The sequence below is a fragment of the Microbacterium sp. WHRI 7836 genome, from assembly GCF_040223885.2.
In the GTDB taxonomy this organism is placed as follows: domain Bacteria; phylum Actinomycetota; class Actinomycetes; order Actinomycetales; family Microbacteriaceae; genus Microbacterium; species Microbacterium oxydans.
This window is the reverse complement of the sequence record NZ_CP168171.1, coordinates 996,410-1,020,023: the sequence shown is the minus strand read 5'-3', so window position 1 is coordinate 1,020,023 and position 23,614 is coordinate 996,410. Positions and strand designations below refer to the sequence as shown.

Below are 23,614 nucleotides of genomic sequence, written 5' to 3'. Positions count from 1 at the left end.
GATGCGAGACGCATCCGGGCCCCCTTCGAGGACCTCACCCTGCCCCTCATGAGAGGCGGGGAATAGGTTCAGCAGATCAGCGGACGACGACCGCCAGGACGTCGCGAGCCGACAGGACGAGGAACTCGTCTGCGCCGAACTTCACCTCGGTGCCGCCGTACTTGCTGTAGAGCACGCGGTCGCCGACGGCGACGTCGAGCGGAACACGGTTGCCGTTGTCGTCGATGCGGCCGGGGCCGACCGCCACGACCTCGCCCTCCTGGGGCTTCTCCTTGGCGGTGTCGGGGATGACCAGGCCACTCGCGGTGGTCTGCTCGGCCTCGACCTGCTTGATGACGATGCGGTCCTCGAGCGGCTTGATGGAAACCGACACGGTCTACCTCTTCTTTCTTGACGCTGACACGAAAGACTTGTTCGCACTCTCAACCCGAGAGTGCTAATCCAGTCTAGGCGCTCGGCTGGCACTCACGCAATGCGAGTGCCAGTGAGCGACGCGGGTCGGCTCGAGGCGCGGCCGATTAGGCTGAGACCGTGGAGATGTCCGAGCTGCGCGCCCTGCTCACCCCCGAAGGTCTCGAGCTTCTCGACACGACCGGTCCCATCGAGTCGACCACCGAGGTCGCGCGAGCGGTGTCGCGGCTGCGTGCGGCCGGCCACTCCCCCGACCTCGTGTCCGCCGTCGTCGGGCAGGCGCACCTGCGGTCGAGGGCAGCGACGAAGTTCGGCCCCTTCGCCGCCCGCATGCTCTTCACCAGGGCCGGCCTCGAGCAGGCGACGCGGCTCGGTGTCGCGGCACGGCACGCCCAGCGCATCCGTCAGTCGGGCTTCACCCGTGTAGCCGACCTCGGCTGCGGTATCGGCGGCGATGCGCTCGCCTTCGCCGGAGCCGGACTCCAAGTGCACGCCGTCGACGCCGACGAGGTCACCTCCGCCATCGCGGCATACAACCTGGCGCCGTTCGGCGACGACGCCGCGGTGCGGCACGAGACGGCGGAGGAAGCCCTCTCCAGACTGGACGACGGGGACGCGGTCTGGATGGACCCGGCCAGACGCACCTCCGGGCACAGCGAGACCAGGCGTGTCTCCGCCGACGACTACTCCCCCTCCCTGGACTGGGCGTTCGATGTGGCCGCACGTCGCCCGACCGGCATCAAGCTCGGACCGGCTCACGACCGCGACGCACTGCCCGCCGATGCCGAGGCGCAGTGGGTGAGCGCCGACGGCAGCGTGGTCGAACTCGTCGTGTGGAGCGGATCCCTCGCCCGAGAAGGAGTGCGCCGCGCGGCACTGGTGATCCGCGGCGAGCGCTCGCACGAGCTCATGGCTGCGGCCGACACCGCCGATGAGCCCGTGCGCGAGCTCGGCGCCTTCCTGCACGAGCCGGACGGGGCGGTGATCCGCGCGCGGCTGATCGGAGAGGTCGCCCGCAGTCTCGACGCCGGCATGCTCGACGAACACATCGCCTATCTGACATCCGACGCAGCCCTGACCAGTCCGTTCGTGCAGTCCTTCCGCGTCAGGGAGACGCTTCCGGCGAGCCCCAAGGCGATCAACGCCGCGCTCAAGGCGAACGATGTCGGACGCCTGGAGATCAAGAAACGCGGAGTGGATGTCGATCCCGCCGCCTTCCGGAAGAAGCTCACGCTGCGCGGAGACCAGGACGCGACGCTGATCCTCGTCCGTATCGGCGACCAGCGCCGCGCGATCCTCGCCGACCGGGTGCCCGCGGCGAGCTGACGTCCGCTCAGCCGTCCGGATCGCGGCCCGGCGGTTCGACCACGATGGGGTCACCGGGTGGGGCCTCGACCCGGACGATCTCGCCCGGGCCTCCCTTCCCCGGCGATGCCTCGGTGATGACGAGGTAGGGCGTCTGCCACCTCGTGAACCTCGCCGCGAGAGTCGAGGTGCCGATGAGCGCACCGTCTCCGCCGTCGACGCGGTCGATCCGCGTTTCGAGACCGGACTCGACGGCGGCGGTGGAGGCGGCGCAGGTCATCGCATCGACCGCATCGACGATGAGGCACTTCTCGACGGTGCCCAGATCCGACACGCGGTCCCCGGTCCACACCGGCAAGGTGCGGAAGGAACCGACGATCTCGAGGGACGAGACGAACCCCTCGCCGGCCAGCTCCTCCGCGCGTGACCGCTCCGCACCCGCGAACTGCGACGGTGAAGAAGACGTCATCGGCCAGCGTTCCAGGGTGACGATCGGCTCCCCCGTCGTCGAGAGGAGCATCGAGGCGCTCACCGCCTCCACTCCGCGAGGGGTGTCACCGCTGTCCTCCATGGGGACCGGGATCGTCGCGCTCAGGCCGCGCCCGATGCTGTCGACCGGGAGGCAGGTCGACTGCGACTGCGCGCCGACGTCGAGGATCAGGCACCGGATGCCGGCCTCCTCACGGGTCGCGTACCAGGCCAGCGCATCCCCCTCTCGCGCGAGGGGCACGACCGAGCCGGGATCGAAGTCGGCTGCGGCGAGCGCGTAACGGCGGTCCTGCTGCACCGCCGTCAGCGTGACCTCCGGCGATGGCGGCGCGAACACCGCCCAGCCGATGCCCACTCCGGCCGCCAGCAGCAGGACGGAGACCACGGGCACGAGCACGGGGAGCCGACGCAGCGTCCGGGCGAGGATCTCCCGCCGGCGCGGCACGTCGCTATCGGAGGGCGGCTCGGTCCCTTCACCGACGACCGGCGCTGCCGCTGAGGCGACGTCGGCCGCGGGTTCGGGCGGCGCTGGCCGGGAATCGTCATCCGGTGCGGGAGCCGAGGGGGCGGGTGACGCTCGCCGTGCATCCTCGAGCTCACGCAACCGCCGCAGCTCCCCCTCGGTCGCGGCGCCGTCGCGGCCGTACGCGCGGCGCTGGAGCTGTCGCAGCTCATCGGCGTCATTCTCCGGCAGCACCGTCAGCACCTCCTTCGCGCGTGATCATCAGAGAGGAGTGCCCGTTGCTGGCGGTCGGAAGCTCCAGGCGGACGACCTCACCGCTGGGCTCGTCCACCACGTTCAGCACGAGGGTGGCGCTCTGCTCCTGCATCGTGAGCGCATCGGCGCACACCCGGGGGAACGCCGCGTCCGAGCCGTCGTAGATCAAGCAGGTCTGGAAGCCGTCGAGCTCCATTCCGGTCCACACCGGCACATCGCCGTCATAGCCGACCACCCACAGCGAGTTGATCTGGAACCCCTGATCCGCGATGCGCTTGGCCTTCTCCGCCTCGTCGGCATTCGCCCACGTCATCCCATTGGTGGTGCCCGGTCCGAACTCCGCCACGTTCGCGGCGACGGCAGGCTCGCCGGAGGCCGTGAACACCATCTGCACGTTGAGCTCGCGGCGGGTGTCCGCCTTCGACTCGAGCGTGACCGCGCCGAACAGTCCCGTCCTGCCCACCGTCTCGGTGCGCTCGCAGCTGGGCAGTGCAGACGGCGAGGTCGCCACGAGCAGGCAGGTGATCGCGGCGGCATTCTTCGTCGCCACCCAGATGACCGCACCTTCCTCGACGGCGAGGGCGCGCAGCGAGCCCCGGTCGTAGTTCCCGCTGGCGAGCAGGGAGCTCTGCCACTCCTGCTGCTCCGGACTCAGGGCGACGGTGGCGGGCCCGGACCCGCCAGACAGCGCCCATCCGAGCCCGACACCGACCAGCACCAGCGTCGCGACGGCAGCGGCGAGCGGAAGCCAGCGCGTACGCAGCCATGATCTGCCCGGTGGCCGCCCGGAGCCGCCCGAGTCTCCCGGGTCCATGCCGGTCGTCGTCACATCGCCGTCGGTCGAACCCGGCAGGTCCTCTGTCTGAGGCTCCTCGTTCCCTGTCTCCGGCGTCGAGGCTGCGACAGGAGCTCCGACGGGCGGATCCGCGACCTCGGGCGTCGGCTCGGCACGGCGCCGCTCCAGTTCGCGCAGTCTGAGCGCTTCGGCCGCCGTGAGCGATGCATCGCGACCGTACGCCCGCGCCTGCAGTGAGCGCAGCTCGGCGAGCTCGGCCGCGTCCGACATCGGTTCAGCCGAGCCGCTCGAACTGCATGCCGGCCCAGACCAGCCAGCCCAGGCTGTAGACGGTCGCGCAGAGCCCGAGCACGAGCGCCCAGCGCGCGATCGCACGGTTCTCGACCGGGCGACGCAATGACATGATCGCCGCGATGACCGCCACCACTGCGACCGGAATCCCCCACCCCACGAAGAACGACGCTCCGAGCGCCACGATCGCGGCCACCAGCGCCCACGGCGCCAGTCGGGTGTCGTCGATCGACACGGTCCCGGTGGACGGCTCCCACTCCGTCTCCTCGGGGGCGTCGATGTCCGGTCCCGTCACGACGACCGGTTCGATGCCCACCGGGCCCGTGGGCAGGCGGGTGTAGCCGTCGCGCCGCGCGCCGGGAAGGCGGGCGGTTCCCGCGGGGTGCTCCACCTCGTCGCTGGGGCGCTCGATGCGAGCCGCCGGCGTCGAGGGCGGGGCCGGCTCCGCGTCGGGAGCGTCGGGGGCGGCGCTCATGCGGGCACCGCCTCCGCGACCTGGATCTCCGTCACGGGAAGCGTCGAATCCGCCCCGAAGGCGAGCGTCGACGGCGGACGCCCGGAAGAGATGAGCTCGGCGGCGAGTGCGGCGATCATCGCCCCGTTGTCGGTGCAGAGCGAGAGCGGGGGGATGCGCACGGTGACGCCAGCGGCGTCGGCGCGCTCGAGCGCGACATCGCGGAGCCGTCGGTTCGCGACGACCCCTCCCCCGAGCAGCAGGCGGGGGACGCCGAGATCGGAGCACGCGGCGAGGGCCTTCGTGACCAGCACGTCGACGACGGCCTCGCGGAAGCTCGCGGCTACATCGGCGACGGGCACGTCGATCCCCTCGGCCTCGCAGCGCTCGACCCAGCGGGCGACCGCCGTCTTGAGCCCAGAGAACGAGAAGTCGTACCGGTGCTTCGCCAGGTCGGAGGCCCGCGACAGTCCGCGGGGGAACCGGATCGCGTGCGGGTCGCCGGTCGCCGCCGCCCGATCGATCTCCGGCCCTCCGGGGTACGGGAGCGACAGCAGCCGGGCGACCTTGTCGAAGGCCTCGCCCGCGGCGTCGTCCATCGTCTCCCCGAGCAGCTCGACGTCTGTGGTGAGGTCTCGCACGTGCAGCAGTGAGGTGTGCCCGCCCGAGACGAGCAGGGCGATCGTCGGGTATTCGAGCGGCGCGGAGTCGGCCGTGAGGATGTCGGCCGCGATGTGCCCGACCAGGTGGTTCACCGCGTACAGGGGCTTGTCGATCGAGACGGCGAGGCCCTTCGCGGCGCCGACACCGACCATCAGCGCGCCGGCGAGCCCTGGCCCGCTGGTGACCGCGACGGCATCGAGGTCGGCGAGTCCCACCCCCGCTTCGGCGAGCGCGGCGTCGATCGAGGGCTGCAGCGCCTCGAGGTGCGCCCGCGCGGCGACCTCGGGAACGACGCCGCCGTAGCGCGCGTGCTCGTCCATGCTCGAGGCGATGGTGTTCGACAGCAGGGTGCGCCCACGCACGATGCCGATGCCCGTCTCGTCGCAGCTCGTCTCGATGCCCAGAACCAGCGGTTCGCTCATGCCTTCGCCTCCTCGTCCGCCGCGGAGGGCGCCGCATGGTGCCGCAGGTGCATTCGCATCACGATCGCGTCGACGCCATCCGGCTGATAGTAGTGCGGGCGGCGGGCGATCTCCTCGAAGCCCTCGGCACGGTACAGCCCCTCCGCGGAGGGGTTGTCGGCCCTGACCTCCAGGAAGACCTCTCGCGCACCACGCTCCGCCGCCGCAGCGAGCAGAGCGCGCAACAGGGCGCGTCCTCTCCCGTGTCCCCGATGTTCGGCGAGCAGTGCGATGGTCTGGATGTCGGCGTCGGCACTGCCGAGCAGTGCCCGTACCCCGCCGTAGCCGATGACCTCGCCGTCGTGCTCGTCGACCAGATACCGGCCGTGCGGGCTGACGAGTTCGGCGACCATGGTCTCCGAGCTCCAGGCATCGGTCGGGAAGGACCTGTTCTCGATCGCCATGATCGCGTCGAGGTCATCTGCTGAGGCGTCTCGAAGGGTCATGTGCCCACCTTCTTCGGGGCACCGGGGAGCGTCACATCAGGGTGCCGCATGTACAGGGGCTCCTCCCCGGCGAGCGTGCGGCCGGCCGCGAGAGCCCGCGCGCCGACCCGTGCGAGGTCCGTCGCGGACAGCGTCGACACATCGATGCGGCGGATGCCGTCGAGGTGGGCATCCGCGTCTGCCGCTCGGACGAGCACGGTGTCGGCGACCACAGCGGGGATGCCGTCGTCGTCGAGACCATCGAACACGGTGATGGCGACCTCGCGTCGGCGCGCGTCGGTCACGATCGCGAAGGGTGCGGTCTCGGTGTCGAGAGCGGTGAGGGCTGCCGCGAGGTGGCTGGGGACGGGGACGACGGGGAGGTCGCCGCCGAGGGCGAAGGCGCGCGCGGCGGCGATGCCGATGCGCAGGCCGGTGAACGGCCCCGGCCCCATGCCGGTGACCACGTGCGTGATCTCCGTGTCGCCCGCCCCGCCGGAAGCATCGCCCGCCTCGCTGAGAACTTGCACGAGCAGGTCTCCGATGACCTCGGCATGGCCGAGCGGGTCGACGGCAGCCGCTTCGGCACGTCGTTCCCCGTCGGCATCGATGAGGGCGACGGCAGTGCCCAGGGAGGTATCGACGGCAAGGATCACGACTCCAGATTAGCCGCCGTCCCCTGGGGAGGGCTGCCGACCCGAGCCGCGCACCCCGGGTCAGCCGAGCGGCGCGCGCAGGGGGTAGTCCTGGTCTTCCAGGATCACCTGCGCGGCGGCTCCTGTGGTCTGGTTCACGATCACGGGGGCGAGGAGGTTCACGCTCACGCCCTCGGACGAGGGGTGGGCGACCACCAGCACCAGCGCGTCGTCGGGAGAGCCGAGAGCGAGGCCGTCCGCCTGCTCATCGCTGAGGGTCGGCGCGTAGTCGCTCAGCACCGTCCGAGGATCGACCAGGAACAGGCGCAGTTCCGCATCCTCGACCGCCCGCAGGGAGAACAACCCGTCTGACCCGTCGACGGGGGCGAGTGCGAAGTCCACATGGGGAGCCAGTCCCGGAGGCGGGGCGATGAACGTCAGTACGGCGCTCATCGCAGGAAGTCCATGAGCGACGGCTGCAGCACACGCGCGTTGACGGCGAGCGCCGAACGGTACACGAGCTCCTGCGCCTGCAGACGCACGAGCACCTCGATCGAATCGACGTCCTCCACCGCCGTCCTGCGGGACTCGAGGGACACGGAATTCTGCACTGCCGCCTCCTTGGCGCGTTCGATCTGGGACTGCCTGGTTCCCACCGAGCCCTGCACCCCGAGCATGGCGGTGCGTCGACTGTCGATCTCGCCGAGCCGGGGCCCGACGTTCGTGCCGGAGCGGAGGTCCGCCACGATCTTGTCCACGAGCGCGAAGACGGAGTCGTCTCCCGTGCCGAAGACCGCGGCGCCGTCGGTGTCGACGCGCACCGAGGCGGCGTCGGAGACCCGACGCGTGACTTCCGCTCCCGGCACCCCACTGTGACTGTAGTCGGCGGCGAAGGCGGCCGTGTCGGACGTGCCCGCGAACACGGAACGGCCGAGCAGCCGCGTGTTCGCCTGGGACAGCATCTCCTTGCGGATGCCTTCGAGCTCGACCGCCAACGCCTCCTTGGCCGTCGCGTCCAGCGCCCCGTCGTTCGCGCCCTGGGCCGTCAGATCACGCACGCGCGCGAGCAGGGCGGTGCTCGCCGTGATGGCCGTGTCGGCAGCGGTGACCCAGGCGAGGCCGTCGTCGATGTTGCGCGCATACTGCTCGGTGCGACGCTGCTCGGCGTGAAGCGCCAGTGCCGTGGCCGCGGCCGCCGGGTCGTCGGACGGTGCGGCGAAGGCACGCTGGGATGTCGCCTGCTCCTGCAGACGCGCCAGCTCGGAGAGGTTGGACTGCAGCTGGCGCATGGCCGTCTGCGTCATGGCGGATGACGTCACTCGAGAGATCACGGTGCTCCTTCGCTCAGCGTCCGACGAGGCCGGTGCGGTTGATCAGGACGTCGAGCGCCTCATCCACCGCTGTCATCACGCGGGCGGCGGCCTGATAGGCGGTCTGGTAGGTGAGCAGGCTGATGGTCTCCTCGTCGCCGTCGACAGCGGCGACCGACTGCTGGGCTCCGACGGCGGCGACCGCTGCGGAGTCGGAGAGCTTCGCGCGCTGCACGTCGGCCGCGGTCGCGACCCCGAACCGGGTGACCTGATCGGACCAGACGGCGTCAGGGGAGCCAGCGCTCCGACCGATCTGCGAGATCAGGTCGGCGTTGGTCGCGTCCAGGGCACCGGCACCGGGCGCCGCGAGCGCGAGCTCGGAGGCCGAGCCGACGGCGACGGTCAGGCCCAGTGCGGCGGAGCCCGTCGTCGGCACGGTGAAGAAGTCTCCCCCGGCCTGGCCGGTGGAGGTCACCCCTGCCCTGTGCTGGGCGTTCATGGCGTCGGCCAGCGTCGTTGCGACCTTGTCGTACGTCGCCGCGAGCCCGGCGAGCATGCCGCCTTCGGAGGCCGGGGCCAGCACCGACAGCGAGGCACCGAGTTCGCCGCCGTCGATCGACACCGGCAGGTCGGGCGCAGACGCCCACGAGAGGCTGAACCGCTGCCCCGAATCGATCGAGGCAGGCCCGGTCAGCACCAGGTGGCGTGAATCGGAACCCGATACCAGCGCGTTGCCGCCCAGCCGCACGGTCATCGTGCCGTCGCTCTCGATGGTCGCCGCCGCGCCGGACATCCTGGCCACGTTCTGCGCGAGGACGCTGCGCTGATCCATGAGCTCGTTCGCCGAGCGGCCGGAAGCGAGTGCATCGCGGATCTCTCCGTTGAGGACCGCGATCTGGTCGGCGGTGGCGTTCACCTGGGAGACCGTGCGGTCGGCGGAGTCGCGCGCATTGCTCCACTGGGTGGCGACGTTCCGGTACCCGCCGGCGATGTGCGAGGCGAGCTCCTTCGCCGATTCCAGGATGCTCGAGGCCGCTGCCCCCGAGTCCGGCGTGTTCGCGAGGTCCTGCCAGCCGGACCAGAACTTGGACAGCCGGGCGGCGAGCCCGTTCGCCGTGGGCTCGGCCAGCGATGCCTCGACCGTGGTCGCGGCCACCGCCCTGGTCGACCAGTACCCCGAAGCGCCGAGGGCGTCGCGCACCCTGGCGTCGAGAAGGGCGTCACCCAGGCGTGCGACGCCGTCGATCGAGACGCCGTGCCCCGGGAGGGCGCCCACGCTGAACCGTCCGGTCTGCGCGATGGCCGCGACGGCCGAGGTGGTCACGCGCTGCCGCGTGTACCCCTCCGTCTTCTGATTGGCGATGTTCTGCCCGACCACGTCCATGCCGCGTCGGGCAGCCGCCAATCCGCTGGCCGCCGTGTTCAATCCGCTGAAGGTCGACATGATCCCCTCTCGGTCACATCTCGGTGTCGATGATCCGCGCGGCGTCGTCGCGCGCGCGGTCACCCTTGGTCGTGTACTCGCCCGTGTCGTGCCCGAGCGCGGCGATCGTCTCCTGCGTCGCGCGGAGCACTCCGCTGAGCTGCTCGGCGTTGGCGTCGCGCAGCTGCTCGACTTCGGCGGCGAGCTTCGACAGCGCTCGCAGATGGTCGGCGAACACCTCCTGCCATGCCCCTTCCGGCGCGTGCTCGATCAGCTCGCGGATCGTCGACGCCTCGGGAGCTCCCCACTCCTCGGCGACGGTGGCGACCTCGACGGTGCGGGCGAGGCTTGCGCCGCGCAGTCGATCGAGCACCTGATCGATCTCCCGTGCGGCAAACTGGATCCACTGGGATCGCCCGGCGGCGAGAAGCAGCTGCTGCTCATCGAGCTTGAACAGCAGCATCTCGAGCAGCTCGCGCTCTCGCCACAGCTGTATCGATAGTTCGTTGGCTCCCATGATCCCCTTTTCCCCAGTGATCGCCCCGCCTGACAACGCGGCCAAAGGTCACTATCGGCCAGCGTCTGCCTAACGTTACTATGTGGAACGGCGATGGATAGTTCTCCCCATGTACAAATCACAAAACGTGTGATATGTGCATCTGTTCATCTCCTTGGATCTTTCGGAGTGCATCCAGAGAGGTGGATCATCCCCCATGTCGTCGCGCGCTGAGCGCAATCTGCTCATAGAGAGCAACCTCCCCCTGGTCGGATACCTCGCCGCCGAGACCCATGCCCGCGCCACCCACATCCCCCGCGACGAGCTCGCGGCCGTCGGAGCACTCGCGCTCGTGACAGCGGCCGAAGCATTCGATCCGGAGCTCGGCGTCCCCTTCGGGGCCTACGCCCGCCGACGCATCCTCGGCGCTTTCGCCGACGAGATGCGCTCGATGGACTGGGCCTCCCGCGGCATACGCAAACGCATCAAGGAGACCGTCGCCGTCCGCGAGGCGCTGACCGCCGGGCTCGGCCGCACCGCGACCGTCGCCGAGGTCGCCACCGCGATGGGCGTCGCGAAGGACGTCGTGATCGAAGCACTCGGCGACGCCGCCAGGATGCTGACCACTCTCGACGACCCCGCCGCCCGTGACGTCACCGCCGACATCCCCCTCCCCGAGGAATCGGCACTGGTGGGAGAACGGCGCGAGGTGCTCGAGCAGGCGGTCATCGCCCTGCCGGAGCGCATGCGGCGGATCGTGCAGGCGGTCTACTTCGACGAACGCCCCGTCAAGGAGATCGCCGAGGAGCTCGGGGTGACGCACTCCGCGGTGTCGCAGCAGCGCTCGGAAGCGATCCGGCTTCTGCGCGACGCCCTGGACCGCTACTACGCAGAGGGGTCGACGCCGGCAGCGACGACGCGGGTCTCCCCCGCGGCCCGCGATGCCTACTTCACCAGGATCGCGGACGCCGCCGGCTCCCGGATCGCCGGGGTCTTCCGCGAATCGGCGACTGCCTGAGCCGATTCCCCGCCGGCCCGACTAACGCGCCGGGAACCTCCGCCGATAGGTGTGACCGGGAGACCACGGATGGTCTCCCGCACAACACCATTCACGGAGGAGAACCCTTATGGGTATGCAGATCAGCACGAACGTGTCGGCACTCAACGCCTACCGCAACCTGTCCAACACGCAGAACGACCTGTCGAAGTCGCTCGAGAAGCTGTCCAGCGGCTTCCGCATCAACCGCGCGGCCGACGACGCTGCAGGCCTCGCGATCTCCGAGGGCCTGCGTTCGCAGGTCAACGGCCTGAACGTCGCGGCACGCAACGCCCAGGACGGCATCTCGGTCATCCAGACCGCTGAAGGCGCCCTGACCGAGGTCCACTCGATCCTGCAGCGCGTTCGCGACCTGACCGCTCAGGGTGCGAACGACTCGAACAACACGAAGTCGCGCGACGCGATCCAGAAGGAGATCAACACCCTCGGTGATGAGCTCACCCGGATCGCCGGCAGCACGAACTTCAACGGCATCAAGCTGCTCTCGGGCGGCAACACGCTGACGTTCCAGGTCGGTGCGGGCTCCGTCGCCGCCGAGGACCAGATCTCGGTCGCCCTGACCGACTTCGCCACCCTCGGTGCCGACATCAAGACGCTCGCGGGGACCATGACGGACGCCGCGACGTACGGTGCCGCGCTGGCGGGTATCGACACGCAGATCCAGGCGGTCTCGACCGCACGCGCCGGCTACGGTGCGCTGCAGAACCGCTTCGAGTCGACCATCAACAGCCTCAACGTGTCGGCGGAGAACCTCTCCGCCGCCGAGAGCCGGATCCGCGACACCGACATGGCGTCCGAGATGGTCAAGTTCACGTCGAAGAACATCCTGTCCCAGGCAGGTACGGCGATGCTGGCACAGGCCAACCAGGCCAACCAGGGCGTGCTCCAGCTCCTGCGCTGAACCACGTCATAGGGTCCGGACGCCCACCGGCGTCCGGACCCTGTCCGCTCCTCAACAGGAAAGGCGACCATGTCCCTCTCGCTCGACGGCCTCGTCTCCGGCCTGAAGACCACCGAGGTCATCAAGGCGCTGATGGATGTCGCCTCCATCCCCCGTTCACTGCTCAAGGCGAAGATGGATGACAAGAACGGCATCGTCACCCAGCTGCGCACCCTGAACACGGCGGTGCAGAACCTCGCCACGGCAGCCGAGAAGGCCGCGACCCGCGACGGACTCGCCCGCTTCACCACCTCGTCCTCCTCGCCGACGGTCACCGTCGCCACCCGCGATGGTGCCGCGCCGCTCTCGGCCGACATCGTCGTCGACAAGGTCGCCAAGAACCACACGATCGTCTCCGCAGCCTCCGCCGGGTGGCCCGTCGACCCACCGGTGATCACCCTCGAGAACGCCAAGGGCGAACGCGTGCAGGTCACCGCAGACTCCACGTCGATGCAGGATGTCGCCCGCGCGGTGAACGAAGCAGGCTTCGGCATCGTCGCCGCGGCCGTCCCCGCCGGACGTGACGCCGACGGCAACCCGATGCACCGCCTGCAGTTGCGGGCCGCCGACTCGGGAGAGGCCGGCCAGTTCCGCGCCTACCGCGGAGACACCGCTGCGGTAGCGGCCGGCACCGCCTCCGACATCTCCACCGAAGCAGGAGCGGCCGTCATCGACGTCGGTGCCGACGCCCAGGTGCGCCTGTGGGCCGGCACCAGCGCGGAGCAGGTGCTGACCTCGTCGAGCAACACCTTCACCGACCTGTTCGACGGGGTGGACGTGACCGTCTCCGCGGCCTCGGCGGCGCCCGTGACCATCGGCGTCGCCGTCGACACCGCTGCTCGCACCAAGGCCTCCGCAGAGTTCATCGCCGCCGTCAAGGACATCCTGACCCGCATCGACAACGGCTCGAAGGCGACCATCGCCGCCAAGCAGGGAGACAAGACCACTCTGGGCGTCTTCACCGGCGACAGCGCGGTCCGGGGACTGCGCACGGCCCTCGCCGATGCGGTGCAGCACCCCGTGAACGGCGTCTCTCCTTCGTCGATCGGCATCTCGAGCGACATGTACGGCGTGATGAGCTTCGACGAGGAGAAGTTCGCCGAAGCCCTCGCGAAGGACCCGGATGCCGTCGCAGGACTGTTCTCCGACATCGCCTCGCGGGTGCAGGACACCGCGAAGGTGTACTCGGACAAGTACGAGGGGCTCCTCACCACGCGGATCACGGGCCAGGAGAGCGAGGTCAAGGGACTCGGCGAGCAGATGGAGCGCTGGGATGTCCGCCTCGCGCAGCGCAAGACCACTCTCGAGCGCACCTACGCACGCCTCGAGGTGATGCTCTCGCAACTGCAGTCACAGTCCTCGTACCTGACCTCGCAGATCGCCGCCCTTCCGGGCTCGAGCTCCAACTCGGGGAAGTGAGCATGAACGCCGCGCTCCGCGCCCAGCAGCGCTACCGTGACGACGCCGTGCTGTCGGCGCCGCCCGAGCGTCTGGTGACCATGCTCTACGACCGTCTCCTGCTCGACATCGAGCGCGGGGAGATCGCTCAGCGCGCAGAGGACTGGACCGAGGCGAACGCCCAGCTGCAGCACGCCCAGGCGATCGTCTCCGAGCTGTCGTCCTCGCTGACCGACGACTGGAACGGCAGCGCCGGCCTGCGCTCGCTGTACGTCTTCCTGTCGCAGACGCTCATCGGCGCCAACATCGGCCGCGACCCGGAGCGCACGCACGCGTGCCACGAGATCGTCGCGCCGCTGCGTGACGCCTGGCACGAGGCCGCTCGCACCGTCGCCGAGGCGCGGGCGTGAGCGGGGAAGAGTGGACCGCGCTGCTCGACCGGCTCGAACAGGAGGCCGAGCAGATCCTCGATGCCGCCCCCGGTGCCGCTGCCGACGCCGACCTCGCCCCGTGGACGCCGCCGAGCACGCCGCTTCCCGCCGAGCTCGCTGACCGCGCCCGGCGGGTGATCGACCTCCAGCGCTCAGCGATGGACCGTGCCCGCTCCGACCTCGACGGCATGCGCCGGCATCTCGGCGCCGTGAGCCGCATCCCCAGCACCCGTCGGCCGGAGGAGCCTGCCTACCTCGACGTCGATGGGTGAGCTCGCTCCCTAACGTCGCGCTGAACCCTGCCGATAGAGCAGGGAGAGCACGGATGGCTCGCAATTTTCGGCCATGGATCGGCCATACCACCCACACACGGGGAGCCGGTTTCGTGTTCGATTCTGTGACCATGAACGCGCTGACGAGCGCGCTCGACGGCCTCGCGCAGCGCCAGCGCGCGATCTCCGACAACATCGCCAACATCAACACCCCGAACTATCACGCCAAGCGCGTGCAGTTCGAGCAGGCTCTCGCCCGGTCGATCGATGCGGGTGATGGACGGGTCGGGGCGACGGTCGGCACCTCGCTCGAGCCCACGCGCCTCAACGGCAACAACGTCAACCTCGATACCGAGACCCTTTCCAGCATCGACACGATGCTGCGCTACCAGTTCGCCACGCAGGCCGTGAACGGCTCGTTCACATCGATGCGCACCGCGATGAGGACCTCATGACCTTCGACGCGATCGGCATCGCCGGCACCGGCCTGACCGTGCACCGCAAGTGGCTCGACGCCATCAGCGACAACATCGCCAACATCAACACCGCCGCTCCCAGCAACGGTGCGGCATTCCGCGCACGGTACATCCTCGCCCAGACGAGCGACCAGTCCCCCGGCGTGTACGTCGCCGGCACCGCCCAGGGCAGTGCACAGGGACGTCTGGTGCACCAGCCCGACCACCCGCTCGCCGACGCAGACGGCTACGTGCGCTATCCGGACATCGACCTCGGCGACCAGATGAGCCAGCTGATCCTCGCGCAGCGCGGCTACCAGGCGAGCGCCGCCATCGTCGACCGCGCCCGCAACTCCTACGAATCCGCCCTGCAGATCGGACGCAGCTGATGGCCGCACTCCCCGGCATCGAAGCCATCTCCTCGAGTTTCACGCTCGCCCCTCCCGCCGTCGCCCCCGCGAAGGCCACCGACGACACGGCGTTCGCGAACAGTGTCACCGGCGCCATCGACGAGCTGCGCACGCTGCAGTCGGAGTCGGACAAGCTCAAGGTCGCCGCGGTGACCGGAGACCTCGATGACATCCACTCGGCGATGATCGCGTCGTCGAGGGCCGCCGTCACCCTCGAGCTCGTAGCCGCCGTGCGCAACAAGGGCGTCGACGCGTTCAACGAGATCATGCGGATGCAAGCCTGATGCCCCAGGCCGTCACCAACGTGTTCCAGCGGATCGGGCGCGTGATCGCAGGCTTCTCGCTCGCGCAGCGCACGATCGCGATCATCGGCGTCGCCGTGCTCGCCCTCGGGATCGTCGCGCTCTCCAGCTGGCTCACCCGCCCGACCTACACCCCGCTGTTCTCCGGCATGAGCGCCTCCGACGCGAACGCCGTGGTCGAGCAGCTGCGCTCGTCGTCGGTGCCGTACGAACTGGCGGACGGCGGAGCGACGGTGCTCGTGCCCGAGAAGGACGTGTACGACCAGCGCCTGGCCGCAGCGTCCGCCGGTCTTCCCGGCGCGAGCTCCGGCGGGTACTCGCTGTTGGACAAGATGGGCGTCACGACGAGCGAGTTCCAGCAGTCGGTGACCTTCAAGCGCGCGATCGAGGGCGAGCTCGCCGCCACCATCTCCTCGATCAAGGGCGTGACGGCCGCGTCGGTGCAGCTCGCCATCCCCGAGGAGAGCGTGTTCGTCTCCGAGACCGTCGACCCCACGGCTTCCGTGTTCGTGGAGACCTCGGGCAACTCGACGCTCTCCCCGAAGCAGGTCGAGGCGATCGTGCATCTGACCTCGGCCGCGGTCAGCGGCATGAAGCCGGAGAACGTGGCCGTGGTGGATCAGAGCGGCCAGACCCTCTCGGCCGCCGGCGTCGGCACGACCGGCGGCATCGACCAGCAGGCCAGCGACTACGAAGCACGGGTGACCGCGAACGTGCAGCAGATGCTCGACACGGTCGTCGGCCCCGGCAACGCCAAGGTGACCGTGGTCGCCGAGATCGACCACTCCGTCAACGAGCGCGTCGAGGAGACCTACACGCCCGCCGAGGGCGCGCCCCCGTTGACAGAGCAGACCAGGACCGACACGCAGAACGGCTCGAGCTCGAACGCCGGCGTGCTGGGCCCCGACAACATCGCGGTCCCCTCGGCCGGGGGCGACGGCACGTCCGAGTCGACGGAGACCTCGAAGACCAACGCGGTCAACAAGAGCACGCAGAGCACCTCGACACCCGCCGGCTCGCTGCTGCGGCAGTCGGTGTCCGTGGCCGTCGACGCCGGTGCGGGCGGCGACCTGAGCACCGCGCAGCTGAGCGACCTCGTCGAGACCGCCGCAGGGATCGACACCGACCGCGGCGACTCGATCGCCGTCGAGCTCGTCGCCTTCAACCAGACCAGTTCCGAGGCGGCGCAGGCGGCACTCCAGGCGGCGAAGGACGCCGAGGGCGCCGAGCGCCAGGCCGCGCTGCTGAACACCGTCATCATCGCAGCCGCCATCGCCATCCCGCTGCTCGCCGGTCTCGCCGCACTCATCATGCGTGCGCGCCGACGCCGCGGGGCCGACACCGAGTTCGAGGAGCTCTTCGGCGCCCGTCCGCCCGCGCTCTCCGCCCTCGACGCGGGCGCGACCGCCGCGATCGATCAGGCGCCGACCACGCCGCTGGCGTTCCTCGAGACGACGCCGGACCCCGAGCCGGAGCCCGACCCCGAGCCCGCGCAGGTGAGCCTCGAGCGCCGGCGCGCGGAGATCGACTCCCTCACGCGGCAGGACCCGAAGCGCACAGCCGACCTGCTGCGGACCCTCATCGACGACAGGCAGCAGGTATGACCGGACTGACCGATCGGCAGACAGCGGCCGTCGTCCTGATGAACCTCGATCGCGCCCAGGCGATCGAGGTGATGAAGCATCTGTCCGAAGCGGAGGCCGAGGCCGTCGCAGCCGAGATCATCGACCTGCAGAACCTGGACGCGGCGACCACCGCTCAGGCGCTCGGCCAGTTCCACCGCATCGCGTCGGGCCACCTGCCACCCGCCCGCGGAGGGCGCGACATCGCAGCGGGACTCCTGGAGGCGACGTTCGGCGCCGAACGCGCGGCCGCCGTGCTGGGCAGAGTCGGATCGTCGTCGATGAACTCGTCCTTCGAGTTCCTCGGATCTGCAGACCCGGCTCAACTCGCGACGCTGCTCGACGGCGAACTTCCTCAGACCGTCGCCCTGGTGCTCGCCCATCTGCCCACGGACCGTGCTGCCGCCGTGCTCTCCACGCTCCCCGACCCCACACGCACGGACGTCGCCCACGCGATCGCGACGATGGGCACCGCATCTCAGGAGGCGATCGCGATCGTGGCGGACGCCCTCAAGGCGCGGACCGGCACCTTCGCGGCGCGCGACACTCCTGAGGTGCTCGGCGGCGTCGAGCCCCTCGTCGAGATCATCGCCCGTTCCGGCGCCACGGTGGAGAAGGCTCTGCTGGCGAGCATCGAGGACAGGGACAGCGCGTTGGCCGAGGACATCCGCTCGCGCATGTTCACGTTCGCCGACATCGTCAAGCTGGACGACCGCGACACCCAGCGCGTGCTGCGGGGCATGGACATCCGCTCGCTCGCCCTGGCCCTCAAGGGCGCGCACCAGCCCATCGCCGACCTCATCCGTCGCAACGTCTCCGAGCGCAACAGGGAGAACCTCGACGAGGAGGCCCGCACGCTCGGCCCCGTGCGCGTCTCGCAGGTCGAGGAGGCCAGAGCGGAGATCGTGCGCACGATCCGCGCGCTCGAGGCCGCCGGCGACATCACCGTGCAACGCGCCGACGAGGACGAATATGTCTACTGAGGCCTTCGCACCGGTGCTGTTCCCGCGTCTCGACGGCCGCGAGAACGGCGAGCAATACGCGATCGCCCGCACGCGCGGCTACGCCGACGGGCATGCGGAGGGGTTCCGCGCCGGCCGCGCGGAGGCCGAGTCGGAGCAGCGCGCGGCGGACGAGGCGCGGGCAGCGAGCCAGGCGGCCGAGGCGCAGCGGATCGAGACCGCGGTCGCCGCGCTCCACGCCGCAGCGCGATCCCTGGGAGACCGGGAACGGGAGCTCACCGCCGCCGGTGAGGACCAGGTGCTGCGCTGCGCGATCGAGCTCGCGGAACTGATCCTGGTCTCGGAGCTCTCCGAGCCAGGGGTGGCCGCGGCCGCCGCCCTCCGACGCGCGATGACCGGCGCGGGCCCCGAAGCGATCCGCGAGGTGCGCCTGAACCCGGATGACCTCGCGACCCTGCAGACGTCCGCCGCGGAGCCGAGCGACATCGCCCTCGTCGCCGACGACGCGCTCCACCGGGGAGATGCCGTCGCCACCCTGGCTCACGGCCACATCGACGCCAGGATCGGAAGCGCGCTCGAGCGCGCCCGTCGCGCCCTCACGGAGCACGCCCCGTGAGCGTCTGGGGCGCGGTGCGCGAGGCGGTTCGACCCGAGCGCATCGGCGAGGTCTCCCAGGTACGCGGCCTCAGCGTGCAGGTGCGTGGCCTCGACGGGGCCGTCGGCGACGTCGTGACGCTGGACGGTGTCGATGCCGAGGTCGTCGCGATCAGCGAGGGCGGACTGCGCTGCATGCCACTCGCCCCTGTCGCCGGCCTCACGGTGGGAGCCCCTGTGCGCGCTCGCGGAGGAGCACTGCGGGTGCCGACAGGAGCAGCGCTCCTCGGACGCGTCCTCGACGGTCTGGGCCGCCCGATCGACGGGAAGGGTCCGCTGACCGGTGCTGTGCCGGTGAGCCTCGACCATGCTCCGCCCTCCATCATGGGCCGCGACCGGATCGACTCGCCCCTTCCGCTCGGCGTACGGACGCTCGACACACTCGTCAGCGTCGGACGCGGTCAGCGCGTCGGACTCTTCGCGGGTTCCGGTGTGGGGAAGTCGTCGCTGCTGTCGATGATCGCGCGCGGCACCGAAGCAGAGGTCACCGTGATCGCGCTGGTCGGCGAGCGCGGACGCGAGGTGCGCGAGTTCATCGAAGACGACCTCGGGCCGGAAGGACTCGCCCGCTCCGTCGTGGTGGTCTCGACCTCGGACCAACCTGCCATGGCCCGCATCCGCGCCGCGTACACCGCCACCAGGATCGCCGAGGCCTTCCGCGACGACGGCGCACACGCCATCCTCATGATGGACTCGCTCACGCGCGTCGCCATGGCGCAGCGCGAGATCGGGCTCTCGGCCGGGGAGCCTCCGGCCACCCGCGGATACCCGCCCTCCACGTTCTCCCTCCTCGCCGGTCTGCTCGAGCGGGCAGGCACGGACACGCGCGGTTCCATCACCGGCATCTACACGGTGCTCGTCGACGGCGACGACCACAACGAGCCGATCGCCGACACGGTGCGGTCGATCCTCGACGGCCATGTCGTGCTCGACCGGGCGCTCGCACTGTCAGGCCACCACCCCGCGATCGACGTGCTCGGATCGGTGTCGCGTGTCGCCGGCAAGGTCACGACCCCCGAGCGCCGGGCGCACGCCGCGACGCTCCGCGCCGTGCTGGCCGCCCGCCGACGCGCCAACGACCTCATCGACATCGGTGCATATCAAGCCGGAGCGGATGCCCGCATCGACGCCGCGATCGCCCATGAGAAGGAGATCAGCGCGTTCCTCACGCAGCCCCTCGACGAGACCTGTGAGATCGAGGATTCCTGGCGTCGCCTGGACGACCTCGTGGCATCGTTCGGAGGAGTGTCATGAAGCGGTCGTTCTCGCTCGCCGGTCTGCTGCGGGTCAGGGAGATCCAGGAACGCGCAGCGGCCCAGCGCCTCTCGCGCGCCGTGATCGACGCGCAGCACACGGAGGCGCGCGATCGATCCCTCCGCGCGCACCTGTCCGGGGTCGGAAGCGAAGCCGTCGATGTCCGCTCCCTCGCCGCGCTCGCGGCAGCTCGCGTCGCCGGCCGGACCCTGCTGGTCGACCTGACGACCCTGTCCGAACTGCAGAAGCGGACGGTGGACGAGGCGAGGACAGAGCACGCCGAAGCGCGGAGGGCGATGCGCGGACTCGACCGGCTCGCCGAAGCGCACGCCCTCCGGATGCGGACCGCGGAGCTGCACGCCGAGCAGACGGAACTCGACGAGATCGGTTCCCGCACGAGCAGCACGACCACGGAGGACCACGCATGACGTCTCTCGGCATCGTCGACATGCTCACCCCGCGGATGAACCGTGCTGCGGGATCGCCCGCCGACGCCCGTCAGCCCACCCCCGGAGCCGCGGCCTTCGCCGATGTCATCATCGATGCCTCGCGTGCCACCGACGATCGGGCGGCTGACACGTCGGCGAGCGCACCCGCCGACGACTCTTCCCCCGATCTCGCGACAGTTCACCCCGCGCCGTCCGACCCCACGGCCTCACCCGTGCCATCCGGTCCGGTTCCGCCCAGCGTCGCCCTGCCCACCCCCGTGCCGACCAGCCCGGCTCCGCCCGTGGAGGAGACCCTGCTCGGCGTCGGAGCTCCGACGGGGACACCGCCGACGGCTCACGCCCCGGGAGGCGCCGCTTCGACGGGTGCGTCCGGCGGCACTGCCGTGGGCGAAGGGGCAGCGGGCGTGATCGAGATCGGGTCGCCACCGTCCCCCGCGGGATCGGTCGCCGCCGCCTCAGGTCTCGCGACCGGCGGTGCATTGCCATCGCCGCCGCTCAGCGGACCGGCGGCCATGAGGATCTCGGCGGATGCGACGACGGTGGCTGCTCCGGAGACGGATGCGCTCAGCTCGACCTGGACCTCGACCTCGACCTCGGCTTCGACATCGACTTCCAGCGGGGGGAACGCCGGCACTGCCGCGTCAGCGCTATCGACCACCGCGGCCTTCCCCGCCGGCGGGAGCACCGCAGCAGATGCCCGCGGAGCAGCGGGCGCGGAGGATCAGACGATCGTCCCGTCGGATCCGGTGTCGGAGTCCACGGCCCCGGTCGCGCCGACCGGCCCGTCGGCGACCCCGGCGCATTCGGTCCCCCATGCCACCGGCGACGTGTCCACCGCGACTCCGGCGATCGGGGGCACGACCCCCGCGACGCCCGTGTCCACTGCGGCGGCTCCGAGCGTCGTCGCGACGGCCCGTCCCGCGCTGTTCACCCAGATCGCGACCCCCATCGTCTCGCTCGCGCAGGCACCGGACGGCGACCACAGCCTCACGCTCACCGTGTCGCCCGAGAACCTCGGTCCCGTGACGGTGCGCGCCCATATCTCCGGGGGCGCGATCCACATCGAGCTGCACGCGCCGAACGACCTCGGCAGGGAGGCGCTGCGCGCGATCCTCGTCGACCTCCGTCGCGACCTCGCCGCCGCGGCACCCCATGCGTCCCTCCTGCTGTCGACCTCGGACGACAGACCCGCCGCTTCGAACCCGCAGAGCTCCGGCGGCGGCGGTGCAGCCGGTGGGTCTTCGCACACCGCGGGGGCGGACCAGGGTCGGGCGGGACCGGGAACACCGAACGGCCGTGACGGGACGACCGGAACCGCAGTGCCGGGAGGCTCACCTTCCGCGGATCACCCTTTATCCGTCGATCCGACTTCCCCGCTGACTTCGCCGCACGGCGGCATCGACATCTTCGCCTGATCCGAGAGGAACCCACGACCATGGTCGAACCGATCTCCGGCACCATCCCGCCCTCGGGAGTGCAGACCGGCAGCACCACACCCGCGTCCGAGCGCAAGAAGACGCTCGACTCCGAGGTCTTCCTTAAGCTCCTGGTGACGCAGCTGACCAACCAGGACCCCAGCTCGCCCATGAACACCAACGAGATGATCTCGCAGACCACGCAGTTGGCCTCCATGGAGCAGCTGACCGCCCTCACGGCGACCTCGACCGAGAGCTTCGCCCTCAGCATGCGTCAGACCGCTGCGGCATTGATCGGCCACGAGGCGCAGTACGTCGATGAGAAGGGTGTCACCCAGAAGGGCATCGTCACATCGGTGTCCTATGCCGGCGCCGTGCCGCTGGTCACCATCGGCGAGGCCTCCATCCCCCTCGACGCCGTCTCCGGCGTCTCCGTCGCTCCCCGTCCGCAGTCCTGACCAGTCCATCCAGAAAGGCATCACCATGCTCCGCTCTCTGTTCGCCGGAATCTCGGGTCTGCGTTCCCACCAGACCATGCTCGACGTCACGGGCAACAACATCGCCAACGTCAACACGACCGGCTTCAAGGCCTCGGCCGTGCAGTTCCAAGACTCGCTCTCCCAGCTCGTGCGCAACTCGATGATGCCGCAGCAGGCCGCCGGCGGTCAGAACCCCGCCCAGGTCGGCCTCGGCGTGCAGGTGGCCGGCATCAGCACCAACTTCGCCTCCGGGGCACCGCAGCCCACGGGCGTGCCGACCAACCTCATGATCGCCGGAGACGGATTCTTCGTCGTGCGCTCGGGCGGCGAGACCCTCTACACCCGCAACGGTGGATTCTCGTTCGACGCGAGCGGCAAGCTGGTCTCGGCAGACGGTGCCCTTGTCCAGGGCTGGACGGCGCAGAACGGCGTCATCGTCCCCGGTCAGGGCATCGGCGACATCCGACTTCCGGTCGGCGCGCTCAGCCCCGCCGCGGCGACCACCACGGCCCGTGTCACGGGGAACCTGCCCTCGGGTGCCGCCGTGGGCGAGCAGCTGGTGCGCGACATCAAGACCTACGACGCCGAGGGTACGGCGACCTCGCTGCGCCTCACCTTCACCCGCACGGCCACCGGCTGGAACGTCACCGAACCGGGCGGCACGAACACCGCTCTCACGTTCACGGACGGCAAGCAGGGCGCAGCCTCGTCCATCGTCTCCGGTGGTGTCACGGTGGACCTCTCAGCGGTCACCGGTTTCGCGGATGTCAGCGACGTCGCGATCAAGGAGCAGAACGGCAAGCCGGCCGGCACCCTGAGCTCGTACGCGCTGATGAACGACGGCAGCCTGGTCGGCACGTTCAGCAACGGCGACACCGAGGTACTCGCCCGCGTCGCGCTGGCCGGATTCGTCAACCCCGGCGGACTCGAGAAGGCGGGCTCCTCGCAGTACCGGCCGAGCGGGAACTCCGGAGAGCCGACGCTCGGTCAGGCGGGCTCCGACGGTCTCGGCGGCATCATCAGCGGCGCGCTCGAGATGTCCAACGTCGACCTGTCGCAGGAGTTCACCAACCTGATCGTCGCGCAGCGCGGCTTCCAGGCCAACGCCCGCATCATCACCACGAGCGACGAGGTGCTGCAGGAGCTGACGAACCTCAAGCGCTGAGCCGTCGGGGAGCCGCGGCGGCCTGCATGCTCACGAGCGCGCCGCGGCTCCCCCGACGTCAGACGAGCTCGCTCACCAACTGTTCGATGCGCGCGCGGATGTCGTCGCGGATGGGGCGGACAGCGTCGATGCCCTGGCCTGCCGGGTCGTCGAGCTTCCAGTCCTCGTAGCGCTTGCCCGGGAAGAACGGGCAGGCGTCGCCGCATCCCATCGTGATGACGACGTCAGATGCCTGCACGGCTTCGGTCGTGAGCACCTTGGGCTGCTCGGAGGTGATGTCTATGCCGAGCTCGCGCATGGCTTCGACCGCGATCGGGTTGATCTGGTCGGCGGGCATGGAACCGGCAGAGCGGACGTCGATGCGGTCCCCTGCGATGTCGCGGAGGAAACCGGCCGCCATCTGGGAGCGTCCGGCGTTGTGCACGCAGACGAAGAGGACCGAGGGCTTGGTGGTCGTGTCAGTCATGGTTGC

At 70.3% G+C, this 23,614-nt stretch carries 29 protein-coding genes; 17 read left to right on the top strand and 12 right to left on the bottom strand.

The genetic code is table 11. The features are described 5' to 3' along the window. Positions 1 to 76 precede the first annotated feature (76 nt). Complete coding sequence (groES, locus tag ABRP18_RS04870; protein WP_017203655.1) at positions 77 to 373, bottom strand: co-chaperone GroES; 297 nt, start codon at positions 371 to 373, stop codon at positions 77 to 79. Between the two features lie 164 nt (positions 374 to 537). Between groES and ABRP18_RS04865 the strand changes: the two genes are divergently transcribed. Continuing rightward, complete coding sequence (locus tag ABRP18_RS04865) at positions 538 to 1,737, top strand: class I SAM-dependent methyltransferase (RefSeq protein ID WP_218867818.1); 1,200 nt, start codon at positions 538 to 540, stop codon at positions 1,735 to 1,737. A gap of 7 nt (positions 1,738 to 1,744) precedes the next feature. On the opposite strand, the gene ABRP18_RS04860 is transcribed toward ABRP18_RS04865, so the two are convergent. From ABRP18_RS04860 to flgN, 10 genes are read right to left on the bottom strand one after another with little or no spacing between them, the layout of a single operon-like run. Beyond that, the gene (locus ABRP18_RS04860; protein WP_349885636.1) at positions 1,745 to 2,902 is read right to left on the bottom strand and encodes a hypothetical protein; all 1,158 of its coding nucleotides are present in this window, start codon (positions 2,900 to 2,902) and stop codon (positions 1,745 to 1,747) included. Further along, entirely contained in the window at positions 2,886 to 3,989 is a 1,104-nt protein-coding gene (locus ABRP18_RS04855; protein WP_058632724.1) for a hypothetical protein, read from the bottom strand. Before ABRP18_RS04855 ends, ABRP18_RS04860 begins: the two co-directional genes overlap by 17 nt. A 4-nt stretch (positions 3,990 to 3,993) precedes the next feature. Further along, the gene (locus ABRP18_RS04850) at positions 3,994 to 4,485 is read right to left on the bottom strand and encodes a hypothetical protein (protein ID WP_349885635.1); all 492 of its coding nucleotides are present in this window, start codon (positions 4,483 to 4,485) and stop codon (positions 3,994 to 3,996) included. Next, positions 4,482 to 5,549: a tRNA (adenosine(37)-N6)-threonylcarbamoyltransferase complex transferase subunit TsaD gene (gene tsaD, locus ABRP18_RS04845; RefSeq protein ID WP_046747410.1), complete on the bottom strand. Its 1,068-nt coding sequence runs from the start codon at positions 5,547 to 5,549 to the stop codon at positions 4,482 to 4,484. Before tsaD ends, ABRP18_RS04850 begins: the two co-directional genes overlap by 4 nt. Further along, positions 5,546 to 6,034, bottom strand: a complete 489-nt coding sequence (rimI, locus tag ABRP18_RS04840; RefSeq protein ID WP_058632722.1) for a ribosomal protein S18-alanine N-acetyltransferase — start codon at positions 6,032 to 6,034, stop codon at positions 5,546 to 5,548. The genes tsaD and rimI overlap by 4 nt, the downstream gene beginning before the upstream one ends. Further along, positions 6,031 to 6,669, bottom strand: a complete 639-nt coding sequence (tsaB, locus tag ABRP18_RS04835; RefSeq protein WP_349885634.1) for a tRNA (adenosine(37)-N6)-threonylcarbamoyltransferase complex dimerization subunit type 1 TsaB — start codon at positions 6,667 to 6,669, stop codon at positions 6,031 to 6,033. The genes rimI and tsaB overlap by 4 nt, the downstream gene beginning before the upstream one ends. Positions 6,670 to 6,729: 60 nt before the next feature. After that, positions 6,730 to 7,101, bottom strand: coding sequence for a flagellar assembly protein FliW (locus ABRP18_RS04830; protein ID WP_113680842.1), 372 nt, complete (start codon positions 7,099 to 7,101; stop codon positions 6,730 to 6,732). Then, positions 7,098 to 7,979, bottom strand: coding sequence for a flagellar hook-associated protein FlgL (gene flgL, locus ABRP18_RS04825; protein WP_058632719.1), 882 nt, complete (start codon positions 7,977 to 7,979; stop codon positions 7,098 to 7,100). Before flgL ends, ABRP18_RS04830 begins: the two co-directional genes overlap by 4 nt. Before the next feature lie 13 nt (positions 7,980 to 7,992). Then, entirely contained in the window at positions 7,993 to 9,402 is a 1,410-nt protein-coding gene (gene flgK / locus ABRP18_RS04820) for a flagellar hook-associated protein FlgK (RefSeq protein WP_046747405.1), read from the bottom strand. A 13-nt stretch (positions 9,403 to 9,415) separates the two neighbouring features. Further along, the gene (gene flgN, locus ABRP18_RS04815; RefSeq protein ID WP_045263725.1) at positions 9,416 to 9,898 is read right to left on the bottom strand and encodes a flagellar export chaperone FlgN; all 483 of its coding nucleotides are present in this window, start codon (positions 9,896 to 9,898) and stop codon (positions 9,416 to 9,418) included. Positions 9,899 to 10,094: 196 nt separating this feature from the next. On the opposite strand from flgN, the gene ABRP18_RS04810 reads away from it, so the two are divergent. The 16 genes from ABRP18_RS04810 to ABRP18_RS04735 all read left to right on the top strand — a co-directional run bounded on the left by ABRP18_RS04810 (position 10,095) and on the right by ABRP18_RS04735 (position 23,142). Beyond that, a complete protein-coding gene (locus ABRP18_RS04810; RefSeq protein WP_046747403.1) occupies positions 10,095 to 10,895 on the top strand; it encodes a sigma-70 family RNA polymerase sigma factor in 801 nt (266 codons plus the stop codon). A 109-nt stretch (positions 10,896 to 11,004) separates the two neighbouring features. Then, positions 11,005 to 11,835 carry a flagellin gene (locus ABRP18_RS04805; protein WP_045263723.1) on the top strand — a complete coding sequence of 277 codons (831 nt, stop codon included), beginning with the start codon at positions 11,005 to 11,007 and terminating at the stop codon, positions 11,833 to 11,835. A 69-nt stretch (positions 11,836 to 11,904) separates the two neighbouring features. Further along, positions 11,905 to 13,293 (top strand): flagellar filament capping protein FliD, encoded by a 1,389-nt coding sequence (gene fliD, locus ABRP18_RS04800; RefSeq protein ID WP_046747401.1) that lies wholly within the window; start codon positions 11,905 to 11,907, stop codon positions 13,291 to 13,293. A 2-nt stretch (positions 13,294 to 13,295) separates the two neighbouring features. Then, positions 13,296 to 13,682: a flagellar export chaperone FliS gene (fliS, locus tag ABRP18_RS04795; RefSeq protein WP_046747400.1), complete on the top strand. Its 387-nt coding sequence runs from the start codon at positions 13,296 to 13,298 to the stop codon at positions 13,680 to 13,682. Beyond that, entirely contained in the window at positions 13,679 to 13,975 is a 297-nt protein-coding gene (locus ABRP18_RS04790; protein WP_061015743.1) for a hypothetical protein, read from the top strand. Before fliS ends, ABRP18_RS04790 begins: the two co-directional genes overlap by 4 nt. 113 nt (positions 13,976 to 14,088) lie before the next feature. Continuing rightward, positions 14,089 to 14,430 carry a flagellar basal body protein gene (locus ABRP18_RS04785; RefSeq protein ID WP_046747398.1) on the top strand — a complete coding sequence of 114 codons (342 nt, stop codon included), beginning with the start codon at positions 14,089 to 14,091 and terminating at the stop codon, positions 14,428 to 14,430. Then, positions 14,427 to 14,819 carry a flagellar basal body rod protein FlgC gene (locus ABRP18_RS04780; RefSeq protein ID WP_021198933.1) on the top strand — a complete coding sequence of 131 codons (393 nt, stop codon included), beginning with the start codon at positions 14,427 to 14,429 and terminating at the stop codon, positions 14,817 to 14,819. The genes ABRP18_RS04785 and ABRP18_RS04780 overlap by 4 nt, the downstream gene beginning before the upstream one ends. Then, complete coding sequence (gene fliE / locus ABRP18_RS04775) at positions 14,819 to 15,124, top strand: flagellar hook-basal body complex protein FliE (RefSeq protein WP_046747397.1); 306 nt, start codon at positions 14,819 to 14,821, stop codon at positions 15,122 to 15,124. Before ABRP18_RS04780 ends, fliE begins: the two co-directional genes overlap by 1 nt. Further along, positions 15,124 to 16,746: a flagellar basal-body MS-ring/collar protein FliF gene (gene fliF / locus ABRP18_RS04770; protein ID WP_058632716.1), complete on the top strand. Its 1,623-nt coding sequence runs from the start codon at positions 15,124 to 15,126 to the stop codon at positions 16,744 to 16,746. Before fliE ends, fliF begins: the two co-directional genes overlap by 1 nt. Next, positions 16,743 to 17,747, top strand: coding sequence for a flagellar motor switch protein FliG (fliG, locus tag ABRP18_RS04765; RefSeq protein ID WP_046747395.1), 1,005 nt, complete (start codon positions 16,743 to 16,745; stop codon positions 17,745 to 17,747). The genes fliF and fliG overlap by 4 nt, the downstream gene beginning before the upstream one ends. Continuing rightward, a complete protein-coding gene (locus ABRP18_RS04760; protein WP_082738418.1) occupies positions 17,737 to 18,342 on the top strand; it encodes a FliH/SctL family protein in 606 nt (201 codons plus the stop codon). Before fliG ends, ABRP18_RS04760 begins: the two co-directional genes overlap by 11 nt. Further along, a complete protein-coding gene (locus tag ABRP18_RS04755; protein WP_046747393.1) occupies positions 18,339 to 19,634 on the top strand; it encodes a FliI/YscN family ATPase in 1,296 nt (431 codons plus the stop codon). The genes ABRP18_RS04760 and ABRP18_RS04755 overlap by 4 nt, the downstream gene beginning before the upstream one ends. Continuing rightward, positions 19,631 to 20,062 (top strand): hypothetical protein, encoded by a 432-nt coding sequence (locus tag ABRP18_RS04750; RefSeq protein WP_061015735.1) that lies wholly within the window; start codon positions 19,631 to 19,633, stop codon positions 20,060 to 20,062. Before ABRP18_RS04755 ends, ABRP18_RS04750 begins: the two co-directional genes overlap by 4 nt. Next, positions 20,059 to 21,498, top strand: coding sequence for a flagellar hook-length control protein FliK (locus ABRP18_RS04745; protein WP_349885632.1), 1,440 nt, complete (start codon positions 20,059 to 20,061; stop codon positions 21,496 to 21,498). Before ABRP18_RS04750 ends, ABRP18_RS04745 begins: the two co-directional genes overlap by 4 nt. A 20-nt stretch (positions 21,499 to 21,518) precedes the next feature. Further along, the gene (locus tag ABRP18_RS04740; protein ID WP_046747390.1) at positions 21,519 to 21,956 is read left to right on the top strand and encodes a flagellar hook assembly protein FlgD; all 438 of its coding nucleotides are present in this window, start codon (positions 21,519 to 21,521) and stop codon (positions 21,954 to 21,956) included. Positions 21,957 to 21,981: 25 nt separating this feature from the next. Next, positions 21,982 to 23,142 carry a flagellar hook protein FlgE gene (locus ABRP18_RS04735; RefSeq protein ID WP_046747389.1) on the top strand — a complete coding sequence of 387 codons (1,161 nt, stop codon included), beginning with the start codon at positions 21,982 to 21,984 and terminating at the stop codon, positions 23,140 to 23,142. A gap of 58 nt (positions 23,143 to 23,200) precedes the next feature. On the opposite strand, the gene ABRP18_RS04730 is transcribed toward ABRP18_RS04735, so the two are convergent. Further along, positions 23,201 to 23,608 carry an arsenate reductase ArsC gene (locus ABRP18_RS04730; protein ID WP_061017798.1) on the bottom strand — a complete coding sequence of 136 codons (408 nt, stop codon included), beginning with the start codon at positions 23,606 to 23,608 and terminating at the stop codon, positions 23,201 to 23,203. Between the last annotated feature and the right edge of the window lie 6 nt (positions 23,609 to 23,614).